Below are 14,453 nucleotides of genomic sequence, written 5' to 3' on the forward strand. Positions count from 1 at the left end.
GGGACCCACGCGTTCCCATCTCGAACACGACCGTTAAGCCTTCCAGCGTCGATGGTACTTGAACCGCAGGGTTCTGGGAGAGTAGAACGTTGCCAAGCATTGTTCCCTGATAGCTCAGTTGGTAGAGCACTCGACTGTTAATCGAGTTGTCACAGGTTCGAGTCCTGTTCGGGGAGCCATATATTTTTTACAAACCAGGCCTTTTTTATGGAGAGGTGTCCGAGCTGGCCGAAGGAGCACGATTGGAAATCGTGTAGGCGTCACAAGCGTCTCGAGGGTTCGAATCCCTCTCTCTCCGCCATAAGAGCTTTCAAACTAGAAAAGCCTGTTTACGAGGCCCGTTGGTCAAGTGGTTAAGACACCTCCCTTTCACGGAGGTAACAGGGGTTCGAGTCCCCTACGGGTCACCATTAGTTTTACTTTTATCCCATGGAGGCTTAGCTCAGCTGGGAGAGCATCTGCCTTACAAGCAGAGGGTCGGCGGTTCGATCCCGTCAGCCTCCACCATTTTATCTTTTCAGAAGAAAGTTTGGATGTCTTGAATTTTCTCTGGGAATATTAAATATCATGCTAGTATTGTCGCGGGGTGGAGCAGCCCGGTAGCTCGTCGGGCTCATAACCCGAAGGCCGCAGGTTCAAATCCTGCCCCCGCAACCAACCTCTTACAAAGAGGAGAATTACATAGTGTGGAGCTGTGGTGTAGTGGCCCAACATGCCTGCCTGTCACGCAGGAGACCGCGGGTTCGAATCCCGTCAGCTCCGCCATTTTTTATCTATACAATATGAGTCATTAGCTCAGTTGGTAGAGCACCTGACTTTTAATCAGGGTGTCGTAGGTTCGAATCCTACATGACTCACCACTTGCCTTATTTACCAGCATGCGCGTATGGCGGAATTGGCAGACGCACTAGACTTAGGATCTAGCGGGCGACCGTGGGGGTTCAAGTCCCTCTACGCGCATCCAAACAAAAAGAGCTTTCTTTCATCCTTTAACGGGATGGAAGAAAGCTCTTTTTTTGCATACAAGCTTATATAAAATATGGTTGACATTGATTATTATTATCACTAATATCAAGAGTAGTGATTGACGCGAAATGGCGGGAGGAGATCGCATTTGAAAACGATTAAATACTGCTGCAGAAATGAGAAATTCGGATCGAAACAAATATATAAGTCATTGAAGCACGAGTATCCAGACTTGAAGCAGAAGAAGAAAGATTGCCTCGGCAATTGCAGACATTGCAAGAAAGAATGTATTGCGATGATCGGGAAGAAGAAGCTGCTTTGCGCGGAGTCACCTGACCATTTGTATGCTCAACTAAAGGAAATAATCTCGGCATCTAAGGCCAAAAGTGTGACAGCTTGAACCTAAATCTGGTGAAATTGTTACTTCCGTTTGTATTTCTATGCACAATTCTGTTAATCTTGTATGTATGGGGAATACGCAAGAGATAACCATACAGAAAGGTGTGTGCACAGATGTTAAACGATACACTAACAGAAGCGCTCAATGAGCAGATGAATTATGAGTTTTATTCCGCGCACGTCTACTTAGCTATTGCTGGTTATTGCGCTGCGGAAAGCTTGGATGGATTTTCGAACTTTTTTAAAGTACAAGCAGAAGAAGAGAAGTTCCATGCCATGAAGATTTTTAAATATATTAATGACCGTGGGAAAAAAGTCAGCTTTGCTGGTATGAACACGCCTGTGAATCAGTACGAATCGATTTTGGATGCTTTTGAACATGCTTACCTGCATGAGCAGGAAGTAACGAAACGGATTTATCACCTATCCGATTTGGCATTGAATGATAGAGAGCATGCGACGATGCAGTTCTTGAAATGGTTCATTGACGAGCAGGTTGAAGAAGAAGCGATGTTCGATAGCATTATCAACAAGCTGAAACGTATCGATAAAGATAGCAATGCTTTCTACATGTTGGATGCGGAATTTGCACAACGTTCCTTCACGCCGCCAGCTGCGGAATAATTACATACCCTATTCATGAGACAAAAACTTACTTGTTTCGCAATTTTGCGAAAGGTAAGTTTTTTCTGTTTGTTGACATAAGGTTGTCAGGGTTCATTTTATATAGTAATAGAAAAGGAAAGGAAGTGCATCATGAATAAATTAGATCTAGCCAAGGCCTATAAAGCTTATTACACAGCTCCAACGAAGCCAGAACTCGTTGTTTTTGAACCTATTTCCTATGTAACCATTGTAGGCAAAGGAGATCCCGATGGTGCAACCTTTGCTAACGCCACAGAAGCACTGTATACGGTCGCGTACGGCGTTAAAGGACATTACAAGAAGCTGGAGAAAGATTTCACAGTAGCGAAGCTGGAAGGGCAATGGTGGGTTGATGGAGATCCCCGAACTGCCTTGGAGGTACCGAGGGAAGAATGGCATTGGAAGTTATTGATTCGCATACCGACATATGTGTCAGCTGAGATTGTGGAAAAAGCGCGTACAACTGCAATGGCTAAGAAAAAGGAGCTGAAGGTGATATCTGATGTTGGCTATGAATCCTTGAATGAGGGAACCTGTGTCCAAATGCTGCATGTAGGTCCGTATGCAACAGAACCAGAGACACTTGCTCGAATGGAGCAATTTATAGAGGACAATCAGCTAAGGTACTGTGGTCTTCATCATGAGATTTACTTATCCGATCCGAGGAAGATAGAGCCTGCCAAAATGAAAACAATTTTGCGATATCCTGTAGAAGCGGTAGAAGTGGTGATAGGGTGAATTTTGCTGTAAAATAGAACATAATGTCGAGCAGCCAACCAGGGGGAGGGATAGCGGGTGCAAATACGTCACATATCTAGGTTTGGACAAGCTTTAGGTGTCCTTATCATCATTATTGGGTTCATGTATCCAACGCCCGCTGCCCATGCCTCTTGGCTGGATCGGGTAAAAGAAATCTACCAATTGCCAAGCAATGTAGAGCAGATTCAGAAGGATTATGAAGCTACGAAGCAGCAATTAGAAGAGCAGAAGGACAAATTGTCTGAAGCCGTGAGACAGTCTCAAGAAATTGAGGATCGTCTCCTCAGTCAGAACGAGGCACTCAAGAAGGACAACGAGCAGTTACAAGAACGGTTGAAAGCGATGGAACAAGTAGCTCTGGATAAGGATAAACGAAATCGCAAAATAACCTACATGGTGATTACGGCTGCCGCGTTGGTTGTAGGCTATTTCTTGCTTGGACGTGTGTTTCGCTTTTTCGTTTGGCGTAGACAGAAACGCGGGCTGCGTTAGCAGGCTAGTGTGAGGAGGTTGTGTCATGGAGGTCATCTTTGAAAATGCGAGTTTGCAAGCTAGGATGGCTACGCTTCAGCTTGAGTATGGCGAAGCAGTTTATGTCCTTCATCCCAACCAAATTGTAGCGTTTCAAGGGATGCCAGAGCTGCGCGAGGATGCTTTGATGAAGCTTCCTGGTATGTATAGGAAAAAGCGCTTGATCCAATCACGTGTGAGAGGACCAGGCCAATTACTTATGGGACTGCCTGAAGCGTATAGTTTGGCTGTAGTGCCTTTAGAAGCGGAAGATGACCTCTTGTTTGAGTTTCGCCATGTTCTCTTCTATACGGAAGGTGTGACCTTCACAACGCATCTCCAGAGCGTCAAGAATACATTGATTACGCAGGATCTTGTCAAAATGCAATTTCATGGCCCAGGTACGCTAGGTTTATTAACAGCAGGTCCTTTGCATCAGATGGCTTTAGATCCGAAGCAGCCTTTGTTTATAGATGTTAGCTGTCTGGTGGCGTATCCGCGGCAGGCGAATCTACGGCTATGTGTGTATGGCAATACATTAGCAAGCCAGCACATGAATTATCATTGGGAGATTACGGGGCATGGTCATGTGCTTATGCAGCCTTGTAAACCAGATCCCAAGTTGGATGAGCATATGAAATCGGATAGCTTGCTGCGCCGCATAGCTCGGGAAGTTCTGCCATTTGGCGGCGTTTTCATAAAATAATAAAAAAATATAAAAAATAGTTGCATTTGTTTTGAATACCTGATATATTATTCCTTGTCGCCTCAGAGAAACACTTGCTGAGCGAAAGAGAAATTACACCGTGCGGAAGTGGCTCAGCGGTAGAGCATCGCCTTGCCAAGGCGAGGGTCGCGGGTTCGATCCCCGTCTTCCGCTCCAATATTTGCGCCCTTAGCTCAGCTGGATAGAGTATTTGACTACGAATCAAAAGGTCGGGAGTTCGAATCTCTCAGGGCGCGCCATTTACACTTTATATTCACTACGGGACGTAGCTCAGCTTGGTAGAGCACCTGCTTTGGGAGCAGGGGGTCGCATGTTCAAATCGTGTCGTCCCGACCATTTTAGAATTTTTTATATGCGGGCGTAGTTTAATGGTAGAACTTCAGCCTTCCAAGCTGATCGCGCGGGTTCGATTCCCGCCGCCCGCTTAAGAAAGAAAGAGACCACCTTCGGGTGGTCTTTTGTTTTTGCATGGAGAGATGCGAGAACGCAAAGGTTGGACAATCGTGAACTGTCGCTGGATAAGAACGAGTGAGAGTTTATCAGCAATTACGCAGTCGCTCATCCTCGAAGGAACTATGTTAGAAGTTTTTTTCATATTTTCCAATAGTCATACACGTGTATCTAGGTTAAAATGGGAAAAACATGCAAAGGGGACTTACCGAAATGAACGCTATTGAAAATCGTATTCATGGGTTACATCAGTATCATTCGGAGTTAACGGCGTCTGCTGATCTGGCTGCATTCTGGGAGCGCACATACGCGGAAGCTACGCAAGCAGCTTCTTATACAAGAGAGTCGGTGGCATCACCTTTTGTACAAGCGGAAGTGAATAAGATCGTCTTGCAGGGTGCTGCAGAAACACCAATTCATGCTTGGTTGTTACTGCCTAATGCGGAGAGCAAGTCTAAGGTACCTTGTATTGTTACATTCCCAGGCTATACGGGCTCCAAAGGAAGACCTGAAGATCATGCAGCTTGGTTGCTTATGGGTTATGCGGTACTTGCAGTTGATGTACGCGGGCAAGGTGGCGATAGCGGTAATCTGCTGCCACAGGAGACAGGCATGACCAGGGGATGGATTACACAGGGGATTCTAGACGCCGAGACGAGCTATTATCGAGCGGTTGCGATCGATTCTTTGCGTGCTGTGCAATGCGCGTTAGAGCAGCCAGAGATCGACAGTGAGCGTGTATTCGTATACGGTGGAAGCCAAGGCGGGGGGCTCGCCCTACTCGTAACTGCGCTAGAGAAGCGTATTCGGGCAACCATTGCCCATGTACCGAATCTATGCCATATGGATTTAGGTTTATTGCAATCGGTGAGCTCACTTAGTGAGGCAGCTGAATTCGTTACTCGGTTCCCAGAGTATCTGCCGGATGTACTGCGAACAGTTTCTTATTTCGATATCATGAATCTGGGTGATCGTATTCAGCAGCCTGTTCACGTTACGGTAGGGTTGAAGGATACGTGCTGCTTACCAGAAGCCATTTTTGCTGCGTATAACCGAATCGAATCTGCACACAAATCAATTGAAGTGTACCCCTTCATGGGACATGCGACACCTCCAGGCTCCCACGCTGCGGCACATGCCTTTTTCTCAAAATGGTAGGGACTGAAGTAAGAAGCTTCCTGGTTGGATAACCTATAGCTAACTTGAAGGAAGGTGCTGACAGATGGAAAAAGTGGATTCATTTGAAGAGGTATTCGAGCTGATGGAAGCGGCTTTTCCTGTAACCGAAATAAGGACATATGAAGGTCAGCGGGCGCTGTTATCTCATCCTAATTACAGCATCGATGTCGAGAGAGATGCACAAGGGCAACTGCTTGGCTTCTTGGCCAGTTGGAGCTTTAGCACGTTTCGATTCGTGGAACATATCGCAGTCAATGCCGCCACAAGAGGTGGTGGGATTGGCAAGCGAATGCTGACGACGTATATGAGCCGCACAAGCACGCCTATCGTACTTGAAGTCGAGCCTCCGACTGCCTCAGATGCTACGCGGAGAATTGAATTCTATAAGCGCTGCGGTTTCCATTTGAACCTATTCCCTTATGCGCAGCCTCCCCTCAGAGAAGGGCAACTCACATTGCCTCTCAACATTATGAGTTATCCTAGTCCAATGACGGAAAAAGAGTTTAATCCCAGTAAGCATATCCTGTTTACCGAAGTGTATAAGCAGCTGCTCTGAGAAGAGCGGCTGTTTTTGTGTGCTTTTACATAGAAAAGGAAACACTTACCATCTCGCAAAAGTTGTCAGGGCAAAACGAACTATGCTAGTCTAACATAGACAAAAAATGCCGAATCTCAGAGCATCGAAAGCTCTGGTACGGGGGACTTCTTTACTTGGGGTGAATGAATGCTCAGTTAGCCATAGGCTAATGGGGCTTACTAGGGAAAACCTCTTCCCGAACCCGTCAACTAACCTCGGAGGCTTCAAGGAGGCACAACGTTTTGAAACTTTTTACCAAAAGCTTTATTTGTTCATGCGCTCTTCTAGGCGCAGCCAATTCTCTGTTCGCCGCTCCATCCACGCATGCTGCTGTCCCAGACACTTCTTCAGTGAAGGTTCAAGTCAATGATGAATTGGTGCAGTTCCCGGAAGTACAGCCGTTTATTGATACGGAAGGTACACTTCAGGTGCCACTACGTGTGTTGTCGGAGAAATTAGGTTACCAAGTGGGATGGGCGAAGCAAGGCGATGAAGTCGTCGTCACGCTTAAGAACAAAGAACAGGCGATTCAACTCACAACGGACGATGAGCAAGCGGTCGTGAACAGTAAGTTAGTTGAATTAGAGAGCAGTCCAACTTTGGTTAAGGGGAGTACCTATGTCCCTCTACGCTTTGTTACAGAGACGTTTGGTTCTGCAATTGAGTGGAACGATGCGAATAAAATCGCCATCGTGGAAGTGGACGGCAAGACTCATAAGCCAGCCTGGATTGCACCGCCACCAGCAGTTTTAGCAGCCCCAGTGGCCAAGGTCGTTCAGTCATCCATTGCAGCTCAAATTATTCAAGCAGCAACGACATTTAAAGGGACACCTTACCGATGGGGAGGAACTACACCTAAGGGCTTCGATTGCTCAGGATTCGTTCGTTATGTATACGAGGCCAAAGGGATCGAGTTGCCACGCACCTCCGTGCAAATGTACGATAAAGCGGGGGCAAGAGTGACGGATTTGAAAGTGGGGGACCTCGTCTTCTTTGCTTCTGGTATCGTCAATCATGTAGGCATTTACATCGGAAATAATCAATTCATTTCCTCGACAACGTCCGTTGGTGTAACGGTTGATAGTCTCGCTAGCTCCTATTGGGGCTCGAGATATGTAGGTGCCAAACGGGTGTTATAAGATAGTTACGAAATCAGGTATAAGTACCGGTGTAAGAGCGTATGTTCGCTATGTCTTTCTGTATGGAAGGCAAAGCGGCAGATGCTCTTTTTTTTGCGCGAATTTGTGCGATTTTTATCGAATTTTTGAGAATTATAGCCTATAATGGAACAATGGTTGGAAGAAAGTAGGTGACGCGTACGACATGCAAGTCAGTGTCTGGAAAAGCTGGTTTCATAAAATTAAATTGTCGGGTCGAACAGATCGCATGTATAACGTGGAAACAGGTCCTGCCATACCGGAAGACATTCGGGTTGTGATTAAACAATTTTTTCATACGTATAACCATTTCAAAGGGGCTAGGGAATACCAAACAGATACGTTTATTAAAGAAGTATTTTACGCAACAAAACAAGATCCAAGGGATCAGCGCTCCATAGATGAGATGGAAACTTATATTCAGAGCAAGAATGTGAATCGGTTACGACTGAAATCTTATGTAGTTGATGAATATTTACGTGTTGGTGAGAAGGTGTGTATGATCGGTGTGACGCGGGAGTTTAGCAATGCGCATCGTAATCGTGTGCTTTATTTTATCATACAAGAAGAAGGCACTTGGCGGTTCCATCATATCGTGAGATCGCATCATGGCAAAATTCTTGAGAAATTTCAGGTGAAGGAACAGGTAGGATTTGTGGTTGGGGATGATAAAGTAGCACTGCTCTTTCTAACACATGCCGATTCGGCGGATGCTTCCACGTTTATGTTAGGGGATTATGTTCACTCTGAAGGCTATCTGGAAGTGGAGCAAGAGGTCAGCGGTCAGCTCTATTATCGCATCGTTCGAATGAATCGCGTACATTAAGATGGTTAAATAGTCAGATCTATAAGTGCGTGTTCAAAAAGTCCGGTTTTAAGCACTATAAGCGGCATGAATAGGCTTTGCTCGGTCGTCGAGTAACGCTTATTTGGTGTATGTGAATACGGAAGTATGCAAGTGGACACAGCCCACCTCCATATGAAAGAATGGAACTATCATGCATGAGGTGAAAGGTTAGGTGTACATGCCTGAAAGGGAGGCAAAGATGGAGAAAGAACCGATGGGGCTGGAGGAGCAGTTTTGGAAAAAAGTGGATGGCGAGCAGTTAGGTCAGCTTCTACAAATGATTACGGTGAGTAAGGGGCTGGAGCCTAGTGGGGTTGCTTTTGTATGTATAGGAACAGATCGCTCAACAGGCGATTCACTAGGTCCACTTGTGGGAAGTAGGCTTGCAGAGCTAGGCTATCCTTATGTCATCGGTACGCTGGCAGCACCGTGTGATGCTACTAATTTGGCTTTGCGCTTGCAGGAAATTCCACCGAGTGTTGTTGTTATTGCGATAGATGCGTGTTTAGGTAGGAAATTGAGTGTGGGATTGTACCAATTGTCGAACCAGCCACTGGCTCCAGGGAAATCAGTAGGAAAAGTCTTACCGCCTATTGGTGATTACACGATTGCTGCGATCGTGAACGTGGATGGACCTAGACAGTATAATGTCCTGCAAACGACTTCGTTATTTCGTGTTATGCAGATGGCAGAAGAAGTAATCCGTGCAATTGTTTATGCAATTCCTTTGTAGCTGAGGGGCAGCAAAGAGGAGAAAGATCGGAGTGATTGGTGAGTGATCGGACCAGGTGGGCCAGGAGGAATGGGGCGGCTTTCCGACCGGAATCGTCCAAAGGCCAAGTTGAAGGATGTATCGGTACGAAGGATTTTGTTATTGTTCAAAAGGTATTGGGGACAGCTCTTGGTCATTATCGGCTTGGCACTGCTTGCGGCAGTGATGGGGTTGATCCCCCCTCTAGTCATGAAGGAAATTATTGATACCGCAATTCCGCAGGGACGTGTTCAGCTATTGTCCGTGATGGCGCTGCTGTTAATCGTGCTGCCTGTGTTGAGCGGAATGGTAGGCGTATGGCAGAACCATCTCAATACCAAAGTAACCCAAGGGGTTATTCGGGATTTGGGGCAGTCGTTGTTTCACAATCTGCAGCGGCAATCCATGTCGTTCTTCACGGACGCGCGATCTGGTGAAATTGTTCAGCGGATCACAGGGGACGTGCAGTCGGTACAGAGTGTGGTTACGTCCATTGTCGTCTCTTCGATCACGCAAATCGTCATTGTTTTCACAACCATAGGTATCTTGTTTGCGTTAGATTGGAAGTTGGCGATCATATCGGTACTTATCCTGCCACTTTTCGTACTGCCTGTGAAAAAAGTATCCAAGCTGCGGAAAGACTTACGGATTGAAACGCAAAAGGTGCGTTCCGACATTACCTCGCAGCTGAATGAGAATTTTGGCATTTCGGGTGCGTTGTTGACGCGGATTTTTGGTAGAGAGAAGCAACAAGAGCAAGAATTCACAACGATGAATCAAAAGGTGATGGATCTCGAGCTGCGGCTCAATCTGGTCGGTCGTTGGTTCGGAATGGCAACGAGCACGTTAGGACCGTTAGGTACGGCCATTATTTATATCTATGGCGGCTACTCCGTCATTCAGGGGGATATGACTTTAGGCTCGATCGTCGCGTTCACGGCGTATTTGGGACGGTTGTATATGCCTGTAGGGACATTGCTGAATCTACACGTCGAGGTAGCGACAGCGCTGGGGGTATTCCAGCGGATTTTTGAGTATCAGGATATGGTGCCTGATGTCATGGATGCTGAGGGTGCGCGCCAGCTAGGGCCTGTGACGGGGCATGTGCGGTATAAGCAGGTGTCTTTTGCTTATAAGGTTGGGGAACAAAGTAGAGCGAAGGAGAAAGGGAAGCTTGCGAAAGCAGGAGAGAGAGGGAAAGCGGAGGAGCAGGGCGGAGAAGCTGAGAAGCTATTGGAGTCAGGCCAGAAGCGAAGAACGGTGGAACAAGGAGAGAGAGAGGCTGGTGGATCGAGGCGAAGGAGCAGAGAGAGGGAAGCTGACGGATCTAGGCAAAGGAACAGAGAGAGAGAGGCTTGCGGATCGAGGAGGGGAAAGGGAGAAGGTGCAGTATGCGCTGCGCGACATCACCTTTGAGGCGCAGCCAGGTGAGATGGTTGCGCTTGTTGGACCCAGCGGCGCCGGGAAGTCGACGCTGATCGGGATGATTGCGCGGCTGTACGACCCGACAGCTGGCGTTGTTGAGGTCGACGGGGTGAACGTCCGCGACGTGGAGTTAGCGTCGCTGCGCGCACAGATCGCGTACGTGACGCAGGAGTCTTTTCTGTTCCACGCGACGATTGGCGACAACCTGCGCTTCGCGCGGGAGGACGCTACGCGTGAGGAGATGGAGGCCGCTTGTCGGCAGGCCTACATCCACGATTTCATCGTGTCGCTCCCCGAAGGGTACGACACGATGGTCGGAGAGCGCGGCCACCGGCTCTCCGGTGGCGAGCGCCAGCGGATCGCGATTGCTCGCGCGATCCTGAAGCGCCCGCGCATCCTCATCCTCGATGAGGCGACGTCGCACTTGGACTCGGAATCCGAGTCCTATGTGCAGGCGGCGCTCGAGGAGCTGATGCAAGGGCGCACGACGCTCGTGATCGCGCACCGGCTCTCCACGGTGCTGGCCGCCGATCACATTCTGGTGATCGAAGCGGGCAGCGTCGTGGAGCGGGGGACGCACAGCGAGCTGCTCGCATTGGAAGGGCTGTACGCGCGGCTGTACAGCACGCAGTTCGCGAAGGTTGCCGAGGAGGCAGCGAAGGGCGGCTTAGGCTAGCCGCTGAAATGCGGGCAATAAGGCCCAAAAAGGGTCTTATTGCAGAGCGGGACGTCCTCGGCGTAGCAAATAACGCCCCAAAAGGGCGTTATTTGTGAGTATTGCCACTGAATGTGCGACAGACAGACAGACAGACAGATTACTCCACCTACCGGTGATTAAAAGGGATATTCGCCTAGGTCAATTGACCTAGGCGAATATCCCTTTCTTGTAACTACTAATTTGTTTAAATGATATAGTGTGTGCGTAAGCGTACGAATAACGTAGGCGTAGAGGGAGAGAAGTTACTATACACCACCAAAAGAGGCAAATACCGACATCCCCATCCTGCCCCCATCCTGCCCATTGGATAAATCCAATGTATTGCTCTTACAAGGAGCCAATTGTTTAATTTGATTGGAAAAATCCACTCAAATCACAGAAAAGGGTCTATTTTCGGCTCGAAAGGAGCTAGTAGACTGGATTAATCCAATGATAAGCCTAATCTCAGCCCCGATCAGGAAGTTACAGTGGACATATCCAATGGGTATAGACAGCAGCAGTCGAGTGGTGGAGGGAAAAGGAAGAAATCGCCGTATCGATCTGAAATCGTGTCCTCACGTTCCGTTACTCCACCCGAACATTCACCTGCGGACTAGAAATCCCGGTGTCGGGAGTTCCATGGCTCCCAATCACGCCATCGTCGCCATCCGCCAATCCTGCTGGATCCAGTTTGGTTCCTTCGCGCAGCAAGTAGCTGAAAAACAAAACGTAGTACGACACGATGATGAAGAAAACACCTGCAGTGACGGGATCTTTGGTAAATTGTGAGAGTTCAGCAGGGCTGAAGGTAGTCGTTGGCTCCGTAGAAATAGCCACACTGGCGTAGCGATACGCGATGCGACCTAGAAAGAGAACAAGGACGGTGATCTCAATCCAAAGATGTGTGCGATAGTACCAGCCATCACTTCGATGCTCGAAGCGGGTATGGCGAATCGCTGTTCGCCCGAGCAAGGCGCCGCCAGCAAGCCCGATCAAATAGCCGATGAAGTGGATGGGATGAACGAAGCCCAAGAGGAAGATGACCACTCCGAAGAGGCTGAACAGCGACAGACGAAAGATGAGCCTGCCACGGGTAAGCTTTTGAAAGCCAATGGTGCGCTTCACCCGTCGATAAATGAAAAAGCCAAAGATAAGAATCGGAATTACATAATGCAAAGCGTCCTGCATGGGGAAGAACCTCCAAACCTGTTATTGTATTTCCTAATTGTAGCAAATTTGGACGGCCCATCGTGAGAAATGTTATTCCGTTTACAAAATTGTGTCATACACTTAATAGTAGTTCGATAAACTTACTATTACACACTCAAAGTGCCGCAAGGAGTTGACGGTAAATGGCTATGATCACTCATGTTAATGTATGTAACACAGTTAATGAAATTTACTGTTGTCTTCGTAATAAAATCGTAAAACTGGATGCGCAGCAAAAGGAGCAATTCTGCAATGGCTGTAAAATGTTCTCAGGTGGTGCAATGGGTTACGACCACGGTGTTTCTTGTACGTGGGAGGATTTGCGAACCGTAAGTAATCCGCATGTGGTCCTAGATCCAGCCCAAGAGTTTAAACATAACCAAGTTCGCCAAGTGCCGCCCGAGGGTCCGGCCTTATTTGTATATACACCAAGATGGTAAAACACATCCTATTTGATTTTGACGGGACACTTGTCGATTCCAGGGCGCTCCTGGTTAAGCTTTATAATGAAATGGCCACCCAATATCGTTTCCGTCCCATCCGCGATCAGGACTTGGGTCCGTTACGCTCGATGTCGATTTCTGAACGCGTAGATCGTTTAGGGGTACCCGTGCTCCAAATCCCTAAGCTGATGGTGGCAGGGCGGCAGCTCTACCACGAGAACATTCGATCTCTGCAAATTGTGCCTGGTATGAAAGAGGTTATTGCGAAGCTTTCCACACAAGGGGTTAAGAGTTCGATTCTTTCATCCAATTCAGAGGCGAATATTCGGCTTTTTTTAAGAAAAAATAAGCTGGAAGGCGCGTTTAAAGAGATCATTTCAGCGAAGCATATTTTCGGTAAACACCACTCGATCCGCAAAGTGATGAAGCAATGGGGAACCACGCCTACACGGATGATTTATGTCGGGGATGAGTTACGGGATATTGAATCCTGTAAAAAGTTAGGTGTGCCAATCGTAGCTGTGACATGGGGATATGATTCACCTCAGCTACTCCTCAGTGGAAATCCGGACCATATGGCCAATACGCCTAGTGAGTTATACCGAACACTAATAAACCTAAGTTGAGGACTGCAGATGAGATAGTCAAGAGCCGCCACAGGGAGGACTGAGGGGGCTTTTTACCATGCAAGAAAATCGGAAATCGCAGAATTAACAGGTTGCCATCCGTTTCAAGTAAAATAAGAGTGAAGGTGAAGTTTGAGAGTTGATGGGAGTGGTAGCATGTTATTTTATTCAATCATTGTTGTGATTACAGCCATTGATCAGTTGTCTAAGTATTGGATACGCTCGGTGATGACGGTTGGTGAATCCATGCCCTTTTATAAAGATTTCATTTCATTCACGTATTATCAAAATAGCGGGGCAGCAGGAAGTTCGCTGCAGGGATGGGCTCCTATACTCGGTGTTCTAGCCGCTCTCATTGTCGCAGGTATTTGGTGGTACCGTAAAAAAGGAGGCTTTCCGGGGACTTTAAAACAAAGTGCAGCTGCACTCCTTGTTGGTGGGGCGATTGGGAACGGAATTGAAAGGCTTCTATTCGGGAAAGTCACCGATTTCATCGTCATTAACTCCGGGAATGGGATTATGAATCTAGCGGATATTGCCATTAATCTGGGTGTTGTACTGTATGTGGTGGACATGCTTGTATCGCAGAGAGGCAGATGGAAGGGAAATAGAAAGAATCCACAAATTAACTAGGTATTTAAGCCCTTAAATGGGGCGCTTGTATAGATCTAAAGGACTATTTGTGGTATCCTTCAAGTAGGAATACGTCATTGGAGGGATGGTCACATGAAAACAGATCGACAAGTGCTTGTTGATGAGTTTTTTGCGATGATTCGAAAATTGAACCGCACGGGATCGGATATTATGCATGTAAGGGAGTTTTTCTGGCGATCTTCTGAAATTCGCGGATTTGTCCCGCCAAATGTTGAGTTTATGACGGTTCTCAAAACTTATAATGCGGTGCTTTTTCACGAGTTTCGGAAATCACTAGTGCCTCATACAAGCATGCATATCCTAGCCAATGTTCACATGGAAGCAGGAGATGCACTGGTTAGCTTGGGGATCACAACGTTAGAAGATCTCGAATTAGCGGTTAAAGGCAGGATATTAACCAGAGCATAAAATGTCGTCATATATAAAAGCCCA

16 protein-coding genes, 12 tRNA genes, 1 rRNA gene, 1 pseudogene and 1 riboswitch are annotated in these 14,453 nt (G+C 47.3%); of the genes and pseudogenes, 29 read left to right on the plus strand and 1 reads right to left on the minus strand.

The window, feature by feature from the left end:
- The 25 genes and pseudogenes from rrf to L6I86_RS17505 form a co-directional block, all read left to right on the plus strand.
- Positions 1–98, plus strand: a 5S ribosomal RNA gene (gene rrf, locus L6I86_RS17385); the annotation flags it as partial.
- 5 nt (positions 99–103) lie between these two features.
- Positions 104–179 (plus strand) — tRNA-Asn (locus tag L6I86_RS17390).
- A gap of 30 nt (positions 180–209) precedes the next feature.
- Positions 210–301 (plus strand) — tRNA-Ser (locus L6I86_RS17395).
- 34 nt (positions 302–335) lie between these two features.
- Positions 336–410: transfer RNA gene (locus L6I86_RS17400), tRNA-Glu, on the plus strand.
- Positions 411–431: 21 nt separating this feature from the next.
- A tRNA-Val gene (locus L6I86_RS17405) sits at positions 432–507 on the plus strand.
- A gap of 73 nt (positions 508–580) precedes the next feature.
- Positions 581–657 (plus strand) — tRNA-Met (locus L6I86_RS17410).
- Positions 658–688: 31 nt separating this feature from the next.
- A tRNA-Asp gene (locus L6I86_RS17415) sits at positions 689–765 on the plus strand.
- Positions 766–784: 19 nt separating this feature from the next.
- A tRNA-Lys gene (locus L6I86_RS17420) sits at positions 785–860 on the plus strand.
- Between the two features lie 20 nt (positions 861–880).
- Positions 881–960 (plus strand) — tRNA-Leu (locus L6I86_RS17425).
- 154 nt (positions 961–1,114) lie between these two features.
- Entirely contained in the window at positions 1,115–1,366 is a 252-nt protein-coding gene (locus L6I86_RS17430) for a DUF1450 domain-containing protein (protein ID WP_056620643.1), read from the plus strand.
- A gap of 113 nt (positions 1,367–1,479) precedes the next feature.
- A complete protein-coding gene (locus tag L6I86_RS17435) occupies positions 1,480–1,989 on the plus strand; it encodes a ferritin (protein ID WP_236289072.1) in 510 nt (169 codons plus the stop codon).
- 132 nt (positions 1,990–2,121) lie between these two features.
- Complete coding sequence (locus L6I86_RS17440; RefSeq protein WP_236289074.1) at positions 2,122–2,748, plus strand: GyrI-like domain-containing protein; 627 nt, start codon at positions 2,122–2,124, stop codon at positions 2,746–2,748.
- A gap of 57 nt (positions 2,749–2,805) precedes the next feature.
- Positions 2,806–3,261: a tropomyosin gene (locus L6I86_RS17445; protein ID WP_236289076.1), complete on the plus strand. Its 456-nt coding sequence runs from the start codon at positions 2,806–2,808 to the stop codon at positions 3,259–3,261.
- A gap of 25 nt (positions 3,262–3,286) precedes the next feature.
- Positions 3,287–3,985, plus strand: a complete 699-nt coding sequence (locus L6I86_RS17450; protein ID WP_236289078.1) for an AIM24 family protein — start codon at positions 3,287–3,289, stop codon at positions 3,983–3,985.
- A gap of 102 nt (positions 3,986–4,087) precedes the next feature.
- Positions 4,088–4,162: transfer RNA gene (locus L6I86_RS17455), tRNA-Gly, on the plus strand.
- A 6-nt stretch (positions 4,163–4,168) separates the two neighbouring features.
- Positions 4,169–4,245, plus strand: a tRNA-Arg gene (locus L6I86_RS17460).
- 20 nt (positions 4,246–4,265) lie between these two features.
- Positions 4,266–4,342, plus strand: a tRNA-Pro gene (locus tag L6I86_RS17465).
- An 18-nt stretch (positions 4,343–4,360) separates the two neighbouring features.
- A tRNA-Gly gene (locus L6I86_RS17470) sits at positions 4,361–4,431 on the plus strand.
- 238 nt (positions 4,432–4,669) lie between these two features.
- Positions 4,670–5,614 carry an acetylxylan esterase gene (locus L6I86_RS17475; RefSeq protein WP_236289080.1) on the plus strand — a complete coding sequence of 315 codons (945 nt, stop codon included), beginning with the start codon at positions 4,670–4,672 and terminating at the stop codon, positions 5,612–5,614.
- Positions 5,615–5,678: 64 nt separating this feature from the next.
- On the plus strand, positions 5,679–6,191 hold the full coding sequence (locus tag L6I86_RS17480) for a GNAT family N-acetyltransferase (protein ID WP_236289082.1): 513 nt from the start codon (positions 5,679–5,681) through the stop codon (positions 6,189–6,191).
- Positions 6,192–6,288: 97 nt separating this feature from the next.
- Positions 6,289–6,451: riboswitch (cyclic di-AMP (ydaO/yuaA leader) on the plus strand.
- A 3-nt stretch (positions 6,452–6,454) separates the two neighbouring features.
- Positions 6,455–7,351, plus strand: coding sequence for a C40 family peptidase (locus L6I86_RS17485; protein WP_236289084.1), 897 nt, complete (start codon positions 6,455–6,457; stop codon positions 7,349–7,351).
- 184 nt (positions 7,352–7,535) lie between these two features.
- Complete coding sequence (locus L6I86_RS17490) at positions 7,536–8,195, plus strand: hypothetical protein (RefSeq protein ID WP_236289086.1); 660 nt, start codon at positions 7,536–7,538, stop codon at positions 8,193–8,195.
- Between the two features lie 199 nt (positions 8,196–8,394).
- On the plus strand, positions 8,395–8,949 hold the full coding sequence (yyaC, locus tag L6I86_RS17495; protein ID WP_236289088.1) for a spore protease YyaC: 555 nt from the start codon (positions 8,395–8,397) through the stop codon (positions 8,947–8,949).
- Positions 8,950–9,153: 204 nt separating this feature from the next.
- Positions 9,154–10,383 carry an ABC transporter ATP-binding protein gene (locus L6I86_RS17500; RefSeq protein ID WP_236289402.1) on the plus strand — a complete coding sequence of 410 codons (1,230 nt, stop codon included), beginning with the start codon at positions 9,154–9,156 and terminating at the stop codon, positions 10,381–10,383.
- A pseudogene (locus L6I86_RS17505) lies at positions 10,361–11,068 on the plus strand (ABC transporter ATP-binding protein); the annotation flags it as partial. The gene L6I86_RS17500 and the pseudogene L6I86_RS17505, both read left to right, overlap by 23 nt.
- A 606-nt stretch (positions 11,069–11,674) precedes the next feature.
- Here the strand turns inward: L6I86_RS17505 and L6I86_RS17510 are convergent.
- Positions 11,675–12,277, minus strand: coding sequence for a CcdC protein domain-containing protein (locus tag L6I86_RS17510; protein WP_236289090.1), 603 nt, complete (start codon positions 12,275–12,277; stop codon positions 11,675–11,677).
- A gap of 164 nt (positions 12,278–12,441) precedes the next feature.
- Between L6I86_RS17510 and L6I86_RS17515 the strand changes: the two genes are divergently transcribed.
- From L6I86_RS17515 to L6I86_RS17530, 4 genes are all read left to right on the plus strand, one after another.
- On the plus strand, positions 12,442–12,738 hold the full coding sequence (locus L6I86_RS17515; RefSeq protein WP_236289092.1) for a hypothetical protein: 297 nt from the start codon (positions 12,442–12,444) through the stop codon (positions 12,736–12,738).
- Positions 12,732–13,367 (plus strand): HAD-IA family hydrolase, encoded by a 636-nt coding sequence (locus L6I86_RS17520; protein ID WP_056620667.1) that lies wholly within the window; start codon positions 12,732–12,734, stop codon positions 13,365–13,367. Before L6I86_RS17515 ends, L6I86_RS17520 begins: the two co-directional genes overlap by 7 nt.
- A gap of 156 nt (positions 13,368–13,523) precedes the next feature.
- On the plus strand, positions 13,524–14,000 hold the full coding sequence (gene lspA, locus L6I86_RS17525; protein WP_236289095.1) for a signal peptidase II: 477 nt from the start codon (positions 13,524–13,526) through the stop codon (positions 13,998–14,000).
- Positions 14,001–14,093: 93 nt separating this feature from the next.
- The gene (locus L6I86_RS17530) at positions 14,094–14,429 is read left to right on the plus strand and encodes a hypothetical protein (RefSeq protein WP_056620670.1); all 336 of its coding nucleotides are present in this window, start codon (positions 14,094–14,096) and stop codon (positions 14,427–14,429) included.
- Positions 14,430–14,453 lie beyond the last annotated feature (24 nt).

The sequence above is a fragment of the Paenibacillus allorhizoplanae genome (genome assembly GCF_927798215.1).
GTDB lineage: Bacteria > Bacillota > Bacilli > Paenibacillales > NBRC-103111 > Paenibacillus_E > Paenibacillus_E allorhizoplanae.